This is a genomic window from Dermatophilaceae bacterium Soc4.6, assembly GCA_039889245.1.
Taxonomy (GTDB): Bacteria; Actinomycetota; Actinomycetes; order Actinomycetales; family Dermatophilaceae; genus Lapillicoccus.
Window position 1 is genome coordinate 2,139,390 of the sequence record JAZGVH010000002.1, and the last position, 20,087, is coordinate 2,159,476.

Annotated in this window: 15 protein-coding genes; 3 read left to right on the forward strand and 12 right to left on the reverse strand. The window is 73.0% G+C overall.

From position 1 onward, the window contains the following. Positions 1-14 precede the first annotated feature (14 nt). The 5 genes from V3N99_09850 to V3N99_09870 are packed head-to-tail and all read right to left on the reverse strand — an operon-like array spanning position 15 to position 7,324. A complete protein-coding gene (locus V3N99_09850; GenBank protein MEO3937047.1) occupies positions 15-2,039 on the reverse strand; it encodes a biotin carboxylase N-terminal domain-containing protein in 2,025 nt (674 codons plus the stop codon). A gap of 5 nt (positions 2,040-2,044) precedes the next feature. Further along, positions 2,045-3,643 (reverse strand): carboxyl transferase domain-containing protein, encoded by a 1,599-nt coding sequence (locus tag V3N99_09855; GenBank protein MEO3937048.1) that lies wholly within the window; start codon positions 3,641-3,643, stop codon positions 2,045-2,047. Next, positions 3,640-4,812 carry an acyl-CoA dehydrogenase family protein gene (locus V3N99_09860; GenBank protein MEO3937049.1) on the reverse strand — a complete coding sequence of 391 codons (1,173 nt, stop codon included), beginning with the start codon at positions 4,810-4,812 and terminating at the stop codon, positions 3,640-3,642. Before V3N99_09860 ends, V3N99_09855 begins: the two co-directional genes overlap by 4 nt. After that, complete coding sequence (locus tag V3N99_09865; GenBank protein ID MEO3937050.1) at positions 4,809-6,542, reverse strand: acyclic terpene utilization AtuA family protein; 1,734 nt, start codon at positions 6,540-6,542, stop codon at positions 4,809-4,811. The genes V3N99_09860 and V3N99_09865 overlap by 4 nt, the downstream gene beginning before the upstream one ends. Further along, positions 6,539-7,324, reverse strand: a complete 786-nt coding sequence (locus V3N99_09870; protein MEO3937051.1) for a TIGR03084 family metal-binding protein — start codon at positions 7,322-7,324, stop codon at positions 6,539-6,541. The genes V3N99_09865 and V3N99_09870 overlap by 4 nt, the downstream gene beginning before the upstream one ends. 141 nt (positions 7,325-7,465) lie before the next feature. On the opposite strand from V3N99_09870, the gene V3N99_09875 reads away from it, so the two are divergent. Beyond that, positions 7,466-9,043 (forward strand): long-chain fatty acid--CoA ligase, encoded by a 1,578-nt coding sequence (locus V3N99_09875; GenBank protein ID MEO3937052.1) that lies wholly within the window; start codon positions 7,466-7,468, stop codon positions 9,041-9,043. Positions 9,044-9,056: 13 nt separating this feature from the next. Here the strand turns inward: V3N99_09875 and V3N99_09880 are convergent, their stop codons facing one another. Together V3N99_09880 and purD are read right to left on the reverse strand one after the other, a co-directional pair. Beyond that, positions 9,057-9,977, reverse strand: coding sequence for a phosphoribosylaminoimidazolesuccinocarboxamide synthase (locus V3N99_09880; protein ID MEO3937053.1), 921 nt, complete (start codon positions 9,975-9,977; stop codon positions 9,057-9,059). Between the two features lie 3 nt (positions 9,978-9,980). Further along, positions 9,981-11,279 carry a phosphoribosylamine--glycine ligase gene (gene purD, locus V3N99_09885; protein MEO3937054.1) on the reverse strand — a complete coding sequence of 433 codons (1,299 nt, stop codon included), beginning with the start codon at positions 11,277-11,279 and terminating at the stop codon, positions 9,981-9,983. A 319-nt stretch (positions 11,280-11,598) separates the two neighbouring features. On the opposite strand from purD, the gene V3N99_09890 reads away from it, so the two are divergent. Then, the gene (locus V3N99_09890; protein ID MEO3937055.1) at positions 11,599-12,576 is read left to right on the forward strand and encodes a LuxR C-terminal-related transcriptional regulator; all 978 of its coding nucleotides are present in this window, start codon (positions 11,599-11,601) and stop codon (positions 12,574-12,576) included. Here V3N99_09890 and V3N99_09895 read toward each other — a convergent pair. Further along, positions 12,573-13,253 (reverse strand): GNAT family protein, encoded by a 681-nt coding sequence (locus V3N99_09895; protein ID MEO3937056.1) that lies wholly within the window; start codon positions 13,251-13,253, stop codon positions 12,573-12,575. The two genes, V3N99_09890 and V3N99_09895, sit on opposite strands and share 4 nt — an antisense overlap. Positions 13,254-13,375: 122 nt before the next feature. Here V3N99_09895 and V3N99_09900 point away from each other — a divergent pair, with 122 nt between their 5' ends. Beyond that, positions 13,376-15,664: a UvrD-helicase domain-containing protein gene (locus tag V3N99_09900; GenBank protein MEO3937057.1), complete on the forward strand. Its 2,289-nt coding sequence runs from the start codon at positions 13,376-13,378 to the stop codon at positions 15,662-15,664. A gap of 29 nt (positions 15,665-15,693) precedes the next feature. On the opposite strand, the gene V3N99_09905 is transcribed toward V3N99_09900, so the two are convergent. The 4 genes from V3N99_09905 to V3N99_09920 form a co-directional block, all read right to left on the reverse strand. Beyond that, positions 15,694-16,854, reverse strand: coding sequence for a hypothetical protein (locus V3N99_09905; protein MEO3937058.1), 1,161 nt, complete (start codon positions 16,852-16,854; stop codon positions 15,694-15,696). 20 nt (positions 16,855-16,874) lie between these two features. Beyond that, positions 16,875-17,396 (reverse strand): SigE family RNA polymerase sigma factor, encoded by a 522-nt coding sequence (locus V3N99_09910; protein MEO3937059.1) that lies wholly within the window; start codon positions 17,394-17,396, stop codon positions 16,875-16,877. Positions 17,397-17,514: 118 nt separating this feature from the next. Then, positions 17,515-18,717: a glycoside hydrolase family 32 protein gene (locus V3N99_09915; protein MEO3937060.1), complete on the reverse strand. Its 1,203-nt coding sequence runs from the start codon at positions 18,715-18,717 to the stop codon at positions 17,515-17,517. A gap of 13 nt (positions 18,718-18,730) precedes the next feature. Continuing rightward, a complete protein-coding gene (locus V3N99_09920; GenBank protein ID MEO3937061.1) occupies positions 18,731-20,077 on the reverse strand; it encodes an adenylosuccinate synthase in 1,347 nt (448 codons plus the stop codon). Positions 20,078-20,087 lie beyond the last annotated feature (10 nt).

A 20,087-nucleotide genomic window follows, 5' to 3' on the forward strand; every position in this document is an offset into this window, starting at 1 on the left:
TCCTCGTCACGTGCTCACTCACCACTGCGCGCGGGATCCCGCGCGGAGTCCTGCTCCTGATCCTGCTCCGACGCCGGGTCCTGATCCGGGCCAGCCACCACGACGGCCAGCACCGCTCCCACGTCGACCTGCTGACCGAGGACGACCGCCAGCTCGACGACGATGCCGTCGACCGGTGCATCGATGCGGTGCTGCATCTTCATGGCCTCCAGCCACAGGATCGGGTCGCCCGCCCCGACGGTGTCACCCTGCGCCACGGCGAGACGCACGACTGATCCGGGCATGGCTGCGACCAGCGAGCCGGGCGTGACCTGGGAGGCCGGGTCGACGAAGCGTGGCACCCTCACCAGGCGCACGGACCCGAGCGCCGAGTCGACGTGCACCACGTCGTCGGCGACGGCCACGGCGAAGGTGCGGCGGACACCGGCGACGTCGAGCACGACTCGGTCGGCGCTGTGAGCAACCAGGGCGACCATGTGGAGACCCTCGGCCCGGAGACCGTCGCGGGAGAGGCGGTAGCGGACCTCGTGACCGTCGAAGACGACCACCTGGGGCGCGCTGACGACGTTGCGCCAGCCGGAGGGCAGACCGGCCAGGACCGAGGCGGCAGAGCGCTCCTCCGCATCGATGGCCAGGGCCGCGGCCAGGGCCGACAGCCGCGTCGTGGCCTCGTCGGCCAGGGGTGAGGACAGGACGTCGAGACCGTGCCGGTCGAAGAACGCGGTGTCGGTGTCACCGTCGAGGAAGGCCGGGTGCCGGAGCACACGGACCAGCAGGTCGCGGTTGGTCACGACGCCGTGCACCGTCGCCCGAGACAGGGCGCGGGCGAGCCGGGCGGCCGCCTGGCGACGCTGGGGCGCCCAGGCGATCACCTTGGCGAGCATGGGGTCGTAGTGGATGCCGACGACGGAGCCGTCCACCACGCCGCTGTCCAGTCGCAGCCCCGCGGCACCCGCCGCGGTCGCGAACGCGACGTCGACCCCCGGGAGGTCGACCCGGGTGAGGGTGCCGGACTGCGGCTGCCACCCGGCCGCAGGGTCCTCGGCGTAGAGCCGCACCTCGATCGCGTGGCCCGCTGACGGTGGCGGCTCGGGGGCGAGCCGCCCACCGCGCGCGACCTCGATCTGCAGGGCCACGAGGTCCAGCCCCGTGGTGCACTCGGTGACCGGGTGCTCCACCTGCAGGCGGGTGTTCATCTCCAGGAAGAAGAACCGACCGTCGTCGTCGGCGATGAACTCCACCGTGCCCGCGCCGGTGTAGCCGACCGCTGCGGCCGCCGCACGGGCCGCACCGAAGAGGGCCGCCCGCATACCGGGGGTGCGCTCCACGAGCGGTGACGGGGCCTCCTCGACGACCTTCTGGTGGCGGCGCTGGATCGAGCACTCGCGCTCACCGACCGCCCACACGGTGCCGTGCTCGTCGGCGATGACCTGGACCTCGACGTGGTGGCCGGTCGCGAGATACCTCTCGCAGAAGACCGCACCGTCACCGAACGCGCTCAGCGCCTCGGCCTGAGCCAGCTCGATCTCACCCGACAGCGAGGCGAGGTCGCGCACGACCCGCATACCCCGGCCGCCACCCCCGGCGGAGGCCTTCACCAGCACCGGCAGGTCGGCGGCGGTCACCGTCGCCGGGTCGAGCTGGCTCAGGACCGGCACACCCGAGCCGGCCATCAGCCGCTTCGACTCGATCTTGCTCCCCATCTGCGCGATCGCGTCGGGGCTCGGACCGATCCAGACCAGGCCGGCAGCAATCACCTCCCGGGCGAAGTGCGCACTCTCGGAGAGAAACCCGTAGCCGGGGTGGATGGCGTCGGCTCCTGTGGCAAGCGCCGCCGCGATCAGCAGGTCGCCTCGCAGGTAGGTGTGGGCCGGGGTGGCGCCGGGCAGCCGGACGGACGCATCGGCCTCCGTCACGTGCGGGGACGCCGCATCGGGGTCGGAGAAGACGGCCACGGTGTCGAGGCCGAGGTCGCGGCAGGTGCGGAAGACCCGCCGGGCGATCTCGCTCCGGTTGGCGACGAGGACCGAGGTGATCATGCGGGTCACAGCCGAAACACCCCGTAGCCACTCGCCCCGGAGCAGGGCGCGGTGTGGATCGCGGAGAGCGCGAGCCCGAGCACCGTGCGGGTGTCCCGTGGGTCGATGATGCCGTCGTCGTAGAGCATCCCCGACATGACGGGCGCCAGCGACTGCTCCTCGATCTGCGCCTCCACGAGCGCCCGCAGCTGCGCGTCACCGTCCTCGTCGTAGGGCGCACCCTTGGCCGCAGCCGACTGCCGCGCCACGATCGAGAGCACCCCGGCGAGCTGGGCCGGGCCCATCACCGACGACTTCGCCGACGGCCAGGTGAAGAGGAAGCGGGGCCCGTAGGCCCGCCCGCACATGCCGTAGTTACCGGCCCCGTAGGACGCCCCCATCGTCACGGTCAGGTGCGGGACGGTCGAGTTGGAGACCGCGTTGATCATCTGCGCCCCGTGCTTGATGATGCCCCGCCGCTCGTAGTCGGCGCCGACCATGAAGCCGGTGGTGTTCTGCAGGAAGACCAAGGGGGTGTCGGTGCGGTTGGCCAGCTGGATGAACTGCGCTGCCTTCTGGGCCTCCTCGCTGAAGAGGACCCCGCGGGCGTTGGCGAGGACACCGACGGGGTAGCCGTGCAGGTCGGCCCACCCCGTGACCAGCGACGACCCGTAGAGCGGCTTGAACTCGTCGAAGTCGGAGCCGTCGACGATCCGGGCGATGACCTCGCGCGGGTCGAACGGCACCTTGAGGTCGGTCGGCACGATGCCGAGGAGGTCCTCCTCCGGGTGCAACGGGGGTCGGGAGCCGGGCCGGGGCCGGGGCCCCTGCTTGCGCCAGTTGAGTCGGCCCACGATCTGCCGACCCAGACGGATCGCGTCGCGCTCGTCGAGCGCGAGGTAGTCGGCGAGCCCCGACTGGCGGGCGTGCAGCTCGGCTCCGCCGAGCGACTCGTCGTCGGACTCCTCGCCGGTGGCCATCTTGACCAGCGGTGGCCCGGCGAGGAAGACCTTGGACTGCTCCTTGATCATCACCACGTAGTCGCTCATCCCCGGGATGTAGGCCCCGCCGGCGGTCGAGTTGCCGAAGACGATGGCGATCGTGGGGATGCCCGCCGCAGAGAGCTGAGTGAGGTCGCGGAAGAGGCGCCCACCGGGGATGAAGATCTCCTTCTGGGTCGGCAGGTCGGCCCCGCCGGACTCGACCAGGCTGATCACCGGCAGGCGGTTCTGGAGCGCGATCTCGTTGGCGCGCAGGGCCTTACGCAGCGTCCACGGGTTCGAGGCGCCACCGCGCACGGTCGGGTCCGAGCCGTTGATGAGGCACTCGACGCCCGCCACGACCCCGATGCCGGTCACGACCGAGGCCCCCACGGTGAAGTCAGAGCCCCAGCCGGCCAGCGGTGACAGCTCGAGGAACGGCGAGCCGGGGTCGAGGAGCAGCTCGATCCGCTCACGCACCAGCAGCTTGCCGCGCTGGTGGTGACGGGCGACGCTGCGCTCGCCCCCACCGGCGACTGCCTTCGCGTGCTCGGCGTCGACCGCGGCGATCGAGGCCAGGAGGGCGGTGCGGTTCGCGACGTGCTCGGGCGAGGACGGGTCCACCGTCGTCGTGAGCGTCGTCATGCGGTGTAGCCCAGCCGCTTGGCGGCGAGCCCGGTGAGGATCTCGTTCGTGCCGCCGCCGATGCCCATGATCCGCATGTCGCGGTACTGCCGCTCCACCTCGACCCCCCTCATGTAGCCGAGCCCGCCGTGCAGCTGCACGGACTGGTCGACGGCATGGGTGCCGGCGTCGACCGCCGTGTTCTTGGCGAAGCAGGCCTCGGTGACGAGGTCGGTCTCACCGGCCGCCGCGCGCTGGGCCACCGACCGCGTGTAGACCCGGGCCACCTCGAGCCGGCGGGCCATCTCGGTCAGGGTCGCCTGCACGGTCGGGCGGCTGATCAGGGGCTCACCGAAGGTGCACCGGTCGCGGCACCACGCGACCGTCAGGTCGAGCGCGCGCTGACCGCAGGAGTAGGACTGTACGGCCAGGCTGATCCGCTCGCTGACGAAGTGGCGGGCGATCTGGGCGAAGCCGGTGCCCTCGGCCCCCACCAGGTTGCCGACCGGCACCCGCACGTCGTCGTAGGACAGCTCGGCGGTGTCGGAGCAGAGCCAGCCCATCTTGGACAACCGTTGTGAGACAGTGAAACCGGGCATCCCCCGCTCGACCACGAGCAGTGAGATCCCGCGGGCGCCCGGGCCGCCGGTGCGCACCGCGGTGACGACGAAGTCGGCCCGCACCCCCGACGTGATGTAGGTCTTGGCGCCGCTCACGACGTAGCTGTCGCCGTCGCGGACGGCTCGGGTGCGTAGACCTCCGACGTCGGAGCCGCCATCGGGCTCGGTGATCGCGAGCGACCCGATGAGGCGCCCCTCGATCGTCGGCCTCACCCAGCGCTCGACCTGATCGGGGTCACCTGCCACGACGAGGTGCGGCAGCGCGATGCCCGAGGTGAAGAGCGAGGCGAAGGCCCCGCTCGACCCGCCGGCGAGATGGAACTCCTCGGCGAGCACGAGAGCGTCGGCCAGGTCTCCCCCACCGCCGCCGACCGCCTCGGGGAAGGAGAGCCCGATGAGTCCCGTTGCGGCAGCTGCCTGGTGGAGTGATCGCGGCAGCTCCCCGGCGACCTCCCACGCCTCCTGGTGGGGCAGCAGCTCTCGCTTGACGAAGGCTCGGACCGAGCTGCGCAGGGCTCGTCGCTCGTCGGTCTCGAGCGTGCCGGGACGACGACTGGGGGCCATGGTCATGGCAGTAGCACCTCCGGGATGTCGACGACCCGCGAGCGCAGCCACTCGCCGATCGCCTTGGCTTGCGGGTCGTGTCGCACGTTGGCCGCGACGCCTTCACCGAGCACGTCGTCGACGACGACGTTGACGGCCAGCAGGTTGGGCAGCAGGTGCCGGGTGACCGGTAGGTCGGCGACCTCGGGCAGCAGCCGCCGCAGCTCGTCGACGGTCAACCGCTCGACGAGCCAGGCGTAGGCGTCGTCGGAGCGCACCCAGAGCCCGACGTTGGCACTGCCGCCCTTGTCACCACTACGGGCACCGACCACCGTGCCGAGCGGCGCGGGCCGGGTCGGGCCGAGGTCGCGGGTCGTCACCGCAGGCTGGGGCACCGGCTCGAGCACCAGCGTCTCCTCGGCCGACGCGATGTCGACCCGGCTCCCGTCCGGGAGCACAGCCACGTGCGGCACGAGCGACGCGTCGACGGAGGCCGAGGTGAAGACGCCGTACGGGGTCGCCTCACCCGGCGGGGTGGTGAGGTGGAAGCCGGGGTACGACGCGAGCGCCAGCTCGACCGCCGCACCGCTGAAGGGCCGACCCAGGGGCGCCGGGTCGGACCCGCGGGCGACGCAGTGCAGCAGCGCGGCAGAGGACTCCTGCGCGGGGGAGTCGGGGTGGTCGGTGCGGGCGAGCGTCCACCGCAGGTCGAGGGACGCATCGAGTCGCGCCAGCTGGGCGCGCACGAGGGCAGCCTTGGCCTCGACGTCGAGCCCGGTGAGCACGTAGGTGACCTCGTTGCGGAAGCCGCCGAGGATGTTGAGCCCGACCTTGGCCGTCGGTGGCGGTGCCTCCCCCCGGACCCCGCTGATCCGCACACGATCGGGCCCCACCTGAGCCAGCTCGACCGTGTCGAACCGCGCGGTCGCGTCCGGCCCGGCATAGCGGGCGCCACCGATCTCGTAGAGCAGCTGCGCCGTGACCGTGCCGACGGTGACGGCTCCCCCGGTGCCCGGGTGCTTGGTGATGACGGACGACCCGTCGGCGTGCACCTGCGCGACCGGGAAGCCGAGGGCCCGACCGTCGAGCCCCAGCTCGGTGAAGAACGCGTAGTTGCCGCCGGTGGCCTGCGGTCCGCACTCGAGCACGTGCCCGGCGACCATCGCCCCCGCCAGCTCGTCGTACGACGTCCGGCTCCAGCCGAAGTGGGCGGCCGCCGGCCCGACGACGAGTGAGGCGTCGGTGACGCGGCCGGTGACGACGACGTCGGCGCCGGCGTCGAGGCAGGCGGTGATGCCCCAGGCCCCCAGGTAGGCGTTCGCCGCCAGCGGTCGCGCCGGACCACCCTGGGCCGGACCACCCTGCTCCAGGCCGAGCTCGTCGGCGCGAGCGAGGAGGTCGTCCCCCTCGACGTGGGCGACGGCGACCTCGAGGCCGAGCCGGGCGGCGAGCTCGCGCACGTTCTCGGCGAGCCGAGCCGGGCTGAGCCCGCCGGCGTTGGTGACGATGCGCACACCCCGGTCCATCGCCTCACCGAGGGCGGTCTCGAGCTGGCGCAGGAAGGTGCGGGCGTAGCCGAGGGCAGGGTCCTTCAGCCGGTCGCGGCCGAGGATCAGCATGGTCAGCTCGGCGAGGTAGTCACCGGTCAGGACGTCGAGCTCACCACCGGTGATCATCTCGAGCATCGCCGAGGCGCGGTCGCCGTAGAAGCCGCTGCAGTTGCCGATGATCAGGGGCGAGGCGGGCTGGGCGCTCACCCCGGACCCCCCGGCGCGAGGGGCGGTCGACCGACTCCGGGAGCCCCGGCGAAGGCCTGGGCGATGCCGAGCCAGTGGTCGGCACCGGCGCCCTGCGCCACCAGTGCGAGGTCGTCCCGGTGACGGCGCTGGGTGACGAGCAGGCAGAAGTCGAGCGCGGGACCGGTGACCCGCTGGGGCGCGTCGTCGGGGCCCCATACCCAGGTCTGGTCGGACGGCGAGGTGAGCTCGACCCGCACGGGGTCGGTCGGCGGCGCCAGCCCACGGGCGGCGAAGGCGAAGCCGTGGGTGCGCACCCCGAGGTGCGCGACGTGCCGCAGACGGTCGGTGGGCTCGCGGGTGATGCCGAGGGCGTCGGCCACGTCCTGGCCGTGGGCCCAGGTCTCCATCAGCCGGGCCGTGGCCATCGAGGTCGGGCTCATCGAGGGGCCGAACCACGGCAGCTTGGCGGTGGTCGTCGAGACGAGGGCCTCCCGCAGAGAGGCCCTCCCGGCCGACCAGACCTCACGCAGATCGGGTCGCCCGGCCCAGGTCGCGGCGGCCGTGTCGACGACGCCGGCGGGGTCGGCCATCGCCGCCTCGACCACGGCGTCCCACTCCGCACCGCCCCGGGCCGAGGCCCGGGCGACGCTGTCGGTCCACGCGAGGTGACCGACCTGGTGCGCGATCGTCCAGCCCACCGCGGGGGTCGCGAGCGACCAGTCGGGAGCGCGGTCGACGAGGGCCTCGAGCGCCCCACCCTCGGCTGCGAGGTCGGCGAGAACGCCTGCGAGGTCGGCCATGCCCACACCGTGCCACGGAACGGTGGGTGAATCAAGCACGAATGATTGTTTCTTCGTACCCGCTCTTGCCGTGGCCCGCTCGCGACCCCGAGGATGGCCCCACGCCCGCACGGGGCGACCAGTCCGACGAAGGAGTCCGGCGTGGAACAGTCTGGCGTGGAACAGTCTGGCGTGGACGGCCCTGGCGTGAAGAACCCCGGCATCGACGACGGCATCGACACGTGGGTCACCCGTCGGGCCGCACGCCAGCCCGACGCGGTCGCGCTGGTCGACGGGGTGACCGGTGAGCGGTTCACCTACCGCGAGCTGGAGGCGAGGGTCAGCGCCCGGGCGTCGACCCTCGTGGGCGAGGGGGTGCGCCCGGGTGACCGGGTCGCCCTGCTGGGGGAGAACAGCACGGCCTACCTCGAGTGGCTCTTCGCGGTCGCCCGCACGGGCGCGGTCGCCGTGCCCCTCAACACCCGCCTGTCGCCCGACGAGGTGGCGTACATGATCGGCGACTCGGGCTCGCGGGTGCTCGTCCACTCACCCGCGCTGTCCGCACTGGCGGAGGGTGCGCTGGAGCGGCCGACCCCGGTCGAGCGGGTGCTCGGCCTCGCCGGCCCGCCCGGCGCGCCCGGCGAGCCCGAGGACCTCCCGCTGCACGGCGCCCGAGGCAGCACACCCTGCGCGATCATCTACACCTCCGGCACGACCGGTCGACCCAAGGGCGCGATCCTCACCCACGACAACATGTTCTGGAATGCCGTCAACCTGGTCACGGCGGGCAAGGGGCTCTCGCGCGACGACGTGACGGTCGCCGCCGCCCCGCTCTTCCACATCGGCGCCCTCGGCCTCTCGGCCCTGCCGGTGCTGTATGCCGGGGGCACGGTCGTCGTCGTGCCGGCCTTCGACCCGGTGGCCCTGGTCGACCTGATGGCCCGCGAGGCGGTCACCACCCAGTTCCTCGTGCCGGCCATGTGGGCTGCCCTCGCGCGGTACGGCGACCTCGAGCACCACCCGCTGCCGGCGCTGCGGTGGGGCCTGGTCGGCGGCGCGCCCTGCCCCCTCACCGTCATCGAGCACTTCCGTGACCTCGGATACGTCCTCTGCGAGGGGTTCGGGATGACCGAGCTGTCACCGGCCGCCCTCTTCCTCGACGCGAGCGAGATCGCCACCCACGCCGGCTCGGTCGGGCGGCCGTTCCTGAACGTCGACGCCCGACTCGTCGACGCCGACGGGTCGCTGGCGCAGGTGGGAGCGATCGGCGAGCTCGAGCTGCGCGGGCCGACCGTCTTCGCCGGCTACTGGGGCAACCCGCAGGAGACCGCGGCGGCCATGCACGACGGCTGGTTCCGCTCCGGCGACCTCGGGGTGGCCGACGCCGAGGGCTTCGTCACCCTCGTCGACCGCCGCAAGGACATGATCATCACGGGGGGTGAGAACGTCTACCCGATCGAGGTCGAGCAGGTCATGCACCGCCACCCCTCGATCCTCGAGGTCGCGGTCATCGGCGTCAGTGACCCCACGTGGGGCGAGTCGGTCGTGGCGGTGGCCGTCACCGAGGGCGCCGTCGACCCCGACGAGGTCGTGGCGTGGACCCGCGAGCGGATCGCGCACTACAAGGCGCCCCGTCGCCTCGAGCTGGTCGACGAGCTGCCGCGCAACGCGACGGGCAAGATCCTCAAGCGGGTGCTGCGGGAGCGGCAGGCCGGCACCGCAGCGAGCGTCAGCCGGTAGGGGTCGAGCCGGGTCAGCCGAAGGTCCGACCCGTCAGCCGCTCGTAGGCCTCGACGTACTTGGCTCGGGTGCGCTCGACCACCTCGTCGGGCAGCGACGGCGGCGCCTCACCCGAGTGACGGTCCCAGCCACTAGCCGCCGAGGTGAGCCAGTCACGCACGAACTGCTTGTCGTACGACAGCTGCTGGCGCCCTGGCGACCACGTCTCAGCTGGCCAGAAACGTGACGAGTCGGGGGTCAGCACCTCGTCAGCGAGCACGACGTCGAGGTCGTCGGGGCCAGCTCCCGGAGCGCGCCCGAACTCGACCTTGGTGTCGGCCAGGATGATGCCGCGCGCCGTGGCGATCTCGTTGCCCCGCGCGAGGATCCGCGTCGTGAGGTCGGAGACACGACGCCGCAGCGGCTCGCCCACGAGCGCGTCGACCTGGGCCGCCGAGATGGGCTCGTCGTGCTCGCCGACCGGCGCCTTGGTCGAGGGGGTGAAGATCGGCTCGGGCAGGCGCGATCCATCGAGCAGCCCTGCGGGAAGCGGGATCCCGCTCACCGATCCGGTGGCGGTGTATTCCTCCAGCCCCCCGCCGGTGAGGTAGGCCCGGGCCACGCACTCGACCGGCACCATGTCGAGACGTCGCACGAGCACCGCCCGACCGCCGACGGTGTCGGGGATGTCGGCGCCGTCACTCGCGAGGACGTGGTGCGGCACGAGGTCGGCGAGCTGCTCGAACCACCACAGCGACAGCTGCGTCAGCACGACCCCCTTGTCGGGCACCATCGTGTCGAGCACGAAGTCGTAGGCACTGAGCCGGTCGGAGGCGACGAGCAGCAGCCGCTCGTCGTCCAGGCCACCGCCCGACAGCACGGGCGCATACAGGTCGCGCACCTTGCCGCTGTAGACGTGGCTGTAGCCGGGCAGCACCGGTGCGGTGTCGACCATCGGTCAGGCTCCTTCGGGTCCAGCGGGATGGGTCTCGCCGCGCTCGGCGGCGAGGGCGATGTCGGTGCGGAAGTGCGAGCCCTCGAGGCCGATCCGGCCGACGAGCCCGTATGCCGTCGCGCGCGCCGCCGCCAGTGACTCGCCCGTCGCCACGACGCCGAGCACCCGCCCCCCGGCACTGACGACCTGCCCGTCCGTCGAGAGCGCCGTCCCCGCGTGGAGGACGACCGCGTCGGGCACCTCGTCGGCGACGTCGAGACCGCTGATGACGCCACCGGTGACGGGCGCCATCGGATATCCCTGCGCGGCCAGCACCACCGTCACCGCGTGCTCGGGCCCGACCCGCAGGGGTCCGAGATCGTCGAGCGTGCCCGTCGCGGCCGCCCGCAGGAGCAGACCGAAGGGGGTGCGGAGCCGGGCGATCGACACCTGCCCGTCGGGATCACCGAAGCGCGCGTTGAACTCGATGACCCGCATCCCGCGCGAGGTGAGGGCCAGCCCGACGTAGAGCACCCCGACGAAGGGTGTGCCCCGCCGCCTCATCTCGTCGATCGTCGGCTGCGCGACCCGCGCCACGACCTCGTCGGTAAAACCGTCCGGGGCCCACTCGAGCGGCGAGTACGCTCCCATACCACCGGTGTTGGGCCCGACGTCACCGTCGAAGACCCGCTTGAAGTCCTGAGCCGGCGGCAGCGCGAGCACGGTCGTGCCGTCGGTCACGCAGAAGACCGACACCTCGGGGCCGTCGAGGAACTCCTCGACGACGACGCGCCCGCCGGGGCGGGCCAGGCAGGCCGCCGCGTGGTCGACGGCAACGACCCGGTCGTCGGTGACCACCACCCCCTTGCCGGCGGCGAGCCCGTCCTCCTTGACGACGAAGGGAGCCCCGAGGGCGTCCAGGGCCGACTCGACCTCGGGCAGCGTCGAGCAGACGTGGGCCAGCGCGGTCGGCACCTCGGCAGCCGCCATGACCTCCTTGGCGAAGGCCTTGCTGCCCTCGAGCCGGGCTGCCCGGGCAGAGGGGCCGAACACGGCATACCCGGCCTCGCGCAGCGTGTCGGCCACCCCCGCGACCAAGGGTGCCTCCGGACCGATGACCACGAGGTCGGGGCGTGTGCGCTCCGCGAGCGCGAGCACCTCCGCCGGGTCGGTCGGCGTGACCGGCTCGCACGAGGCGCCCGGCTCGCGGGCGATACCGGGGTTGCCGGGCGCCGCGACCACCTGCTCGACGCCGGGGTCGGCGAGCAGGGCGCGGACGAGGGCGTGCTCACGGGCACCGGAGCCGAGGACGAGGACCACCACGCCAGCCAGCCTAGGGGCGGGAGCGCCGCCGGTGGGACAGGAGCGCGGTGCCCCCGAGAGGCAGGGGGGACATTCACCCGGGGACACCGCGCGTCTGTGGTCGTCCGCGCCACGAGCGAGGATGAGGTCTCCACCATGGCAAAGTCCGACGCGCAGTGACGGTCCGGCGGTTGGCGGAGTACAGTCACTGTCGGGATTCCGCCACGTGCTGCTGAGGCTGGGTCCGGACCACTCGGGGAGCAGACCACTCGACGAGCGGAGGCCCGCCTTGTCCGGACCATCCGACCACGATCACGACCGCTCGGCCCCCGTGGTGCCCGTGCTGGATGACCACGCGTCCGAGGCCTCTGCGTCCAGGGTCTACCTCGCGGCCCTGCGCACCCCAGGGGCGAGCCGCGAGCTCCTGCTCGAGCAGGGCATCCCCGCCTCCGTCCTCGACCCCGCCCTCGCGCTGTTGCACGGCCGAGGTCTCGTGCACGTCGGCCCGCGGGGGAGCCTCGACGTGCCGCCCCCGATCGCGACCCTGCCCCAGCACGCCAGCGACCTCGAGCGCCGGGCGCAGGTGCTGCGGGCGAGCGCCTACGAGCTGACTCAGGTCTTCTACAACGCCCGCGCCCGGGAGCGATACCCCGACAACGGTCTCGTGCTCCTGCACGACCTCGACGAGGTGAGCGCCGAGACCGACGCGCTCGTCGCCGGCGCGGTCGAGCAGGTCTGCGTGAGCCGGGCGCCGACCAGCCGGTCGATGCAGCTGCTCTCGGCACCCCTGGAGTCGCACCGTGAGCGGACGCTCGGGCTCGACTCCCGCCCCCTGCGCCACCGCACCCTCTGGGACACCGCGCTGCTCGAGACCCCCGGCGCGGTCGAAGTGCTGCGCGCCCGGCGCACAGGCGGTGAGGAGCAGCGGTTCCTCCCCCGCGTGCCCCTCACCTTCGTCGCCGTCGACCAGGCCGTCTGCCTGGTCGAGTGGACGGCCGACCCCCCGGGTGACCCGGACGCGCCGGTCGGGCTGGTGGTCCACACGCCCGGGATGGTCGCGAGCCTCCTGACCCTCTTCGAGCGGATGTGGGAGCTGGCCAGCCCCGTCAACCGCGGCCCCTCGAGCGACGAGATCGACCGGCGCGACCTGACCATCGTGCGCCTGATGTCGGCCGGGGTCGCGGACGCGTCGATCGCCCGGCAGACCGGGGTCTCCCAGCGCACCGTCGAGCGGCGGATCCGCACGCTGATGGAGCAGCTCGGTTCGGGGACCCGCTTCCAGGCCGGCGCGCAGGCGGTGCGACGCGGCTGGCTCTAGCCCCGCGCGCGTCCTTCCGGCCCTTCCGGTGGTGCGGGCCGTTCCGGTGGTGCGGGCCGTCCCAGTCGTGCGAGCAGCCCGCTGCGCACACGGGGCCACTCGTCGGCGAGGATGCTGAAGACCACGGTGTCGCGCCACGACCCGTCGGCCCGTCGCACCATCCGGCGCAGGACGCCCTCGCGCACGGCCCCCAGCCGGACGATCGCCGCCTGCGAGCGGTCGTTGAGCACGTCGGTCTGGATCCGCACCCGCCCGAATCCGCAGTCGTCGAAGGCGTGCCCGAGCAGCAGCAGCTTGGTCTCCGGGTTGACGGCAGTGCCCCACCAGCGCGAGCCGTAGGTCGTCCACCCCAGGTGCACCTGCTCGGTCGCCACCTCGACGTCGCCGAGCGACGAGGTGCCCACCACCGTGCCCGCGGCGCCGAGCCCGCTGTCTCCGACCAGCCGCACCGTGTATGCCGTCCGCCCCGGCCGGGCGGCCTGCTGCACCTGCACCGCGGCCCGAGCCTGCGCCTCGTCGGTGAGGCGATCGCTCATGAGGAACCCGTGACGGTAGACCTCGGGGTCGGACCACACGGCATACAGGCCGGGGGTGTCGTCCAGGGTGACCGGGTCGAGCCGCACGACCCGCCCGACCAGCGGCAGGCCGGTGGGGGGACGCGTCGCGGGCGGCTTCATCGGCCCAGACTAGACTCGACCGTCCTGTCGGCGGCTGGTGTCGCAGGAGTCTCGAGACGAGCAAGGCGGAGCGCGTGAGCAGCAGTCCCGACCCGACGACACCACGGGTGGCCGACCCGGCCATCCAGGCCGCCCAGGTCGATGAGGCCGCCCAGGTCGATGAGGTCACCGCCGAGATCGCGGCCGAGCAACGCCACGTCGACCGCGTCTACGAGGAGCTTGCCAAGGCCGGTGTGCGCGCGGACCTCGTCGCCGCCGACGGCCTCGCCCGTGGTCGCACCAGCCGCGTGGGGGAGGCCCGTGACGAGGAGCTGACCGGGCTCTTCGAGCGCGACGCGATGGTCATGCACGCGGCCCGCCGCCGCCACGCGCTCGACAGCCAGTACGAAGGCCTCGTCTTCGGACGCCTCGACCTCGACCACCGGGTGCCCTCGACCGCCTCCCCCTCTGCGGACGCCCCGGCGTTCGAGCGCGAGGTGCGCTACATCGGCCGGCTCGGGGTGCGCGACGACGACTACGAGCCGCTGGTCATCGACTGGCGCGCGCCCGCGGCCTCCCCCTTCTACCGCGCGACCCCGGTCGCGCCGCTCGGCGTGCTGAGGCGACGGGTGCTGCGCTGCAAGGGTGCTGCGGTCGTCGGGGTCGAGGACGACCTCATGGTGCCCGAGGCCCCCGACGACCTCGTCGTCGTCGGCGACGGCGCGCTGATGGCGGCCCTCACCCGCAGCCGCGGCACTCGCATGCGCGACATCGTCGCGACCATCCAGGTGCACCAGGACGAGGCCATCCGCGCTCCGGCGCGCGGCGTCACCGAGATCACCGGCGGCCCCGGCACGGGCAAGACCGTCGTCGCGCTGCACCGCGCGGCCTACCTGCTCTACTCCGACCGGCGGCGCTACGAGTCGGGCGGCATCCTCGTCGTCGGCCCGTCTGCGGCCTACACCGCCTACATCGAGCGCGTCCTGCCGTCGCTCGGCGAGGACACGGTGGCTCTGCGCTCGCTCGGCGACGTCGTCGACGTCGTCAGCACCGAGCGGCTCGACTCCCCGGAGGCGGCCCTGGTGAAGGGGTCGTTGCGCATCCGTCAGGTGCTCGCCCGGGCAGCCCGCGACACCGTGCCGGGGGCGCCGGCCGAGTTTCGCGCGTTCGTCGCCGGCCAGGCCATCCGGCTCACCCCGCCGATGCTCGCCCAGCTCAGCGGCCGCGTGCTGCGCAGCACACAGCGCAACGTCGGCCGCTCGGCCGTCCTCAAGGAGCTGGGCGACCTGGCCTACCGCGAGAGCGGGCACCCCGACCGCGCCACCTTCCTCGACCGCTTCGACGACTCGCGCGAGGTCGAGGCCTTTGTGCGCGACTGGTGGCCGCAGGTCGACGCCCGTCAGGTGCTGCTCTGGCTCACCGACGAGGAGCGCGCGCGCCGCTACGGCCTGGGCATCCTCACCCCGGCGGAGACCACGCTCCTGCACGAGTCGCTGGTCACGACCCTGCGCACCGGCACCTGGTCGGTCGCCGACGTCGCCCTCCTCGACGACCTCTCGGCGCTGCTGGGGCCGGTGCAGGAGACCGAGCGCGCCGAGCGCGACTGGCTCGAGGTCGAGGAGCTGGACGACCTCGCGTCCTACGGCATGACCCAGGTGCAGCAGGTGGGTCGCGCGGGCGAGCCCGACAGCCGGCCCGACGACCGGTCGCAGATGGGTCCCGACACCCGCCCCGACATCGTGCGCCGCGCCTACACCACCACTCCCGAGTCGATGCGCGAGCGCCTGATGCTGGGGCGCATGGGCCGACCCGACGAGTACGCGCACGTCCTCGTCGACGAGGCCCAGGACCTCTCGCCGATGCAGTGGCGGATGCTCGGTCGGCGTGCGCGTCACGCGTCCTGGACCGTCGTCGGTGACGCCGCGCAGAGCTCGTGGGGCGGCGCTGCCGAGTCGGCGACCGCCCGTGAGGAGGCGTTCGGTGGGCAGCCGCGGCACCGCTTCCACATGCAGACCAACTACCGCAACGCCGCCGAGATCTTCGCCTACGCCGAGGCCTTCATCCGGGCCCACGTGCCCGACGCCGACATCCCCGACGCCGTGCGCGAGACCGGCATCGAGCCGGTCGAGGTGCCGCTCGGCGGCGACGTGCTGACGACGACGCGCGAGGCCCTCGACCTGCTCCTCGAGCAGGTCGAGGGGTCGATCGCCGTCATCACCCCCCACCGGTATGCGGCCGCCCTCGCGCCGCTGGCCGGCGCCGGCGACGGCCGGGTGCAGGTCATCGACCCGATGTCGACCAAGGGCCTCGAATACGACGCCACCGTGCTCGTCGACCCCGACGAGATCACCCGCGAGTCACCCGGCGGGGCGCGGGTCACCTATGTGGGGATGACCCGCGCAGCGCACCGGATGACGGTGCTGCGGGGCTGAGACTGGCGACCCGCCCCCTGCTGTCGGCCTCAGCTCGCGGTGATGAGACCGTCGGTCACGACCTTGCCGTTCGTGTGCAGCGTGACCGTGCGGCCCACGAGGCCCGAGGCGGGGATGTCCTGCTTGGGCAGCCCGATCAGCACGAACGTGAGCCCCGCCGGCACCCGGTAGGTGTAGACCGCCGGGCTCTGGTTCGGCATTCCCTGGATGACGCGGTCGAGCTGGATCAGCGTGCTCCCATCGGCTTGCGGCACAGCCGCGGTGACGTTGCCGTGGTCGGCGAGCCGGGTGCTGGAGGTGGCGGCCGGGAGCGTGACCGACCCGGCGATGGCCGCGAGCGCGGTGTGGACTGCCGGGTCGGCTGCGTGCTCCGACCAGAGCACCCAGCTGCTCACGGTGGGGACCTGGTACTGCTCGATCGTGGCACCGTTCTTGCCGTCGGAGCAGGTGAAGACCCACCGTCGGTACTCCGCCAGGCGCCCACCCATCGTGACGTCGCGGTACTCCTTCAGGGGCTGACCCACGACCGAGGCGCCGCAGTAGCTCGGGTTGGTCTCGTAGCCACCCTGGATGTTGGTGTCGATCGGCCAGTCGGCCCCCGAGGTCGTGAGGAAGATCGTGCAGTCGGGGGAGCCGTACAGGTTGGACGAGCCGTGGGAGGCGACCGGGTCGATGCACAGCTGTTCGTAGCGCCGCTGGTCGTTGGTGGCGAAGCTGCTCGGGGTGGCGCCCCACCCCGGCGGCAGGACGACCGTCGCCCCCGCGAAGGTGAGCGTCCGACCGGCGGCCGGCGGCGCACTCGTCGGGCCCGTCGTCCCCGAACCCGTCGCCGAACCCGTCCCCGAACCCGTCGCCGGTGAGGTGGGCGCCGTCGTCCCGGTGGTCGAGGGCGTGCTCGACGCCGTGGTGGCACTCGTCGGCCCCGGGGTGGGCGATCCGCTCGTCACCTGCGCGGCCGGGGGGGCCGCCACCGGACGCTGGTGGAGCACGGTGAGACCGACGCCTCCGGCGACCACCGCGATGCTCGCGGCGACGGCCAGCGGGGCGATCCACGGCCGACGGGCCCTCGGCGCGTCGGCCCACACGATGGGCGGCGGGCGCCGGTCGTCGGGCACCGCCTGCCGGGCCCGCGCGTCGAACGCCTCACGCAGCAGGCGCTCCATGTCGTCGTCGCGCTCGACCCCGCTCATGTCATGACCCTCCTTCGCGCTCATCGTGATCCCTCCAGACCCTTGCGCAGGTGCGCGATCCCTCGACTCGCGGTGGACTTGACCGTCCCCGTCGAGATGCCCAGCGTCTGGGCGATCTCGTTCTCCGACAGGCCCGTCCAGTAGCGCAGCACCAGCACCTCGCGCATCCGGTCGGGCAGCGCGTGCAGGGCGGCCACCACCTCGGCGTGGTCCTCGTGGAGCACCACCTCGATGTCGGCGCCCGGCAGCCCCTCGGGCTCGGCCACCCGGAGGTGCTTGCGCGCCACCATCCGCCGGCGCAGGGCCGAGCGCGAGCGGTTGACCACCGTCGTGCGCAGGTAGGCCACAGCGGCGTGAGGGCTGCGCAGCCTGTGCTGCTGCTGGTGCAGGGCGATGAAGGCGTCCTGCACGACGTCCTCTGCGGCCGCGGTGTCATCGACGAGCAGCACCGCGAGGCGCACCATCGAGCGCCAGTGCGACTGGTAGATCGCCGGCACGTCGACCTCCTCGCGCAGCGCCGTCGCGCCCACCTCGAGACTCATCCGTGCCCCCCTGCTTGTTTCTCCCACCGTGGTGAGCACCTGGCTCCAGCTCATGACCAGTAGTCGCGCAGCCCCCACCCGAGGTTGCGTCACCCGGGGCACCGATCTGTGCTGGTCCCTAGCCGAGCACCCAGGGGCCCGGTCCGGGCGCGCGCCAGGTCGACGGGGGCCCGCTCGGGGGGTAGACCTCGAGCACGTCCTGGTCGACCCAGGCCGTGGCCCCGGCAGCCAGGTCGACGGCGACCTCGCCGCTCCTCACGACCGCAGCCGACTCGAGGACGACCCGCGACGCCGGTGGCAGCTCGCCTCGGAAGGTGGCGGCGACCGTCTCGACCCCCCGGCCCAGCAGCGACTCGGCGCGCACGTCGGCCTCCCACCACACGTGCGGCCCGTCGCGCCGGGCGCGGCGCACGAGGGTGAGGCAGCCGGCGACGCCGTCGTCGGGCTCTGCGCCGGGCGCCACCCGCTGCAGGACCCAGCCCATGGCCCACAGGCCGTCGTCGTCGAGTGCCACCTGCGGGGCGTAGCAGGCATCACCCACGTCGAAGGCCGAGAGCGTACGGAGCGCCAGCCGCGGCCGCCCGCCGTCGTCCACCACGAGCTCACCGAGCGCCTGGGCGACCCCGGTGAGCTCGTCGTCGAGCCAGAGGGAGACCAGCAGCACCGCGAGGCCGTCGACCTCGACCAGCTGCGGGCACTCCCAGACGTGAGCCGGGCGCGCGGTGGGGCCGGCGAGCACGGGGTCGGTGTCGTCGAGCCAGATCCCCTCGTAGGTCCACGCCTCGAGGTCGTCGCACGACCACAGGAGCAGCGCCGGGCTCCACTGGGCGGGCGCCGTGCCGGGGTCGCCCAGACCGGCGCCGAGCACCGCCCAGCGCCGCCCACCGGCGGTGAAGAGGAAGGGGTCGCGCATCTCGCGCACGCGGTCGGCGGCGGGCGCGTCGTGCTGGTGGGCGACCACGACCGGGGCCGACCACTCGTCGAGCCCGGCGTCAGCGGCATACCGGACGCAGACGGTGGTCGTGCGCGAGTCGACCTCGCAGGCGGTGTAGACCGCGGCGACGCGCGAGCCGAGGTCGAGCGCGACCCCGCTCCAGCAGCCCGCCGCGTCGGGCGCCCCGGGGGTCGGGCCGAAGGCGACCGGGTGCTCGACCCAGGTCACGAGGTCGGGGCTGGAGGCGTGACCCCAGTGGATGTCGCCGTGCAGCGGCGCGGCGGGGTTGTGCTGGAAGAACACGTGCCACCTGCCGTCACGGTGCAGCATGCCGTTGGGGTCGTTGAGCCAGCCCCGACGGGGTCGCAGGTGGTAGGCGGTCGCCACGGAGGTCGGCCGCCTAGCCGCGGGCGTCGGACAGGGCGGGCACGGAGGCCGGGGTCGAGCGCACCGGGCGCATGTCGTGCCGCTCGATGATCGCGTCGCGCTGCGGCCCCACGCCGATGGCCGAGACGCGGGCGCCGATGAGCTGCTCGACCCGCAGCACGTAGGCCTGGGCATTGGCCGGCAGGTCGTCGAAGGTGCGGCAGCCGGAGATGTCCTCCCACCACCCGGGCAGCTCCTCGTAGATCGGCACGGCGTGGTGGAAGTCGCTCTGCCCCACCGGCATCTCGTCGTGGCGCACGCCGTCGATGTCGTAGGCCACGCACACCGGCACCATGTCGAGACCGGTCAGGATGTCGAGCTTGGTGATGACGAAGTCGGTGACGCCGTTGATGCGGGTCGCGTAGCGGCCGACCACGGTGTCGAGCCACCCACAGCGTCGTGGCCGGCCGGTGGTGGTGCCGAACTCGGCGCCCGTCTTGCGCAGGAACTCACCCTGCGCGTCGTGCAGCTCGGTCGGGAAGGGGCCCTCACCGACGCGCGTCGAGTAGGCCTTGAGGATCGCGATGACCGAGTCGACGCGGGTCGGCGGGATGCCCGAGCCGGTGCACGCGCCACCGGCCGTCGCGTTCGACGAGGTGACGAAGGGATAGGTGCCGAAGTCGACGTCGAGCAGCGTGGCCTGGCCGGCCTCGAGCAGCACGGTGTCACCCCGGTCGAGGGCCTGCTGCAGCAGCAGGGTGGTGTCGGCGACCATGGGCCGCAGCCGCTCGGCATACGACAGCAGCTCGGCGACGACCTCGTCGGCGACGACGGCACGACGGTTGTAGATCTTGGCCAGCACCTGGTTCTTGAACTCCAGTGCGGCCTCGACCTTCTGGCGCAGGATGCCCTCGTCGAAGAGGTCCTGCACGCGGATACCGGTGCGCGACATCTTGTCGGCGTAGGTCGGGCCGATGCCGCGGCCCGTGGTGCCGATCTTGCGCGAGCCGAGGAAGCGCTCGGTCACCTTGTCGAGCGTGCGGTTGTACGGGGTGATGACGTGCGCGCTCGCACTGACGACCAGTCGGCTGGTGTCGACCCCGCGCGCCTCGAGGCCGGCGATCTCCTCGAACAGGACCCCGAGGTCGATGACCACGCCGTTGCCGATGACCGGGGTGCAGGTCGGGGTGAGGATGCCGCTCGGCAGCAGGTGGAGGGCGTACTTCTGCGCCGCCTCACCCTCACCGATGACGATCGTGTGCCCGGCGTTGTTGCCGCCGTTGAACTTCACGACGTAGTCGACCGCGCTGCCGAGCAGGTCGGTCGCCTTGCCCTTGCCCTCGTCGCCCCACTGGGCACCCACCAGCACGATCGCCGGCATCGCCACTCCC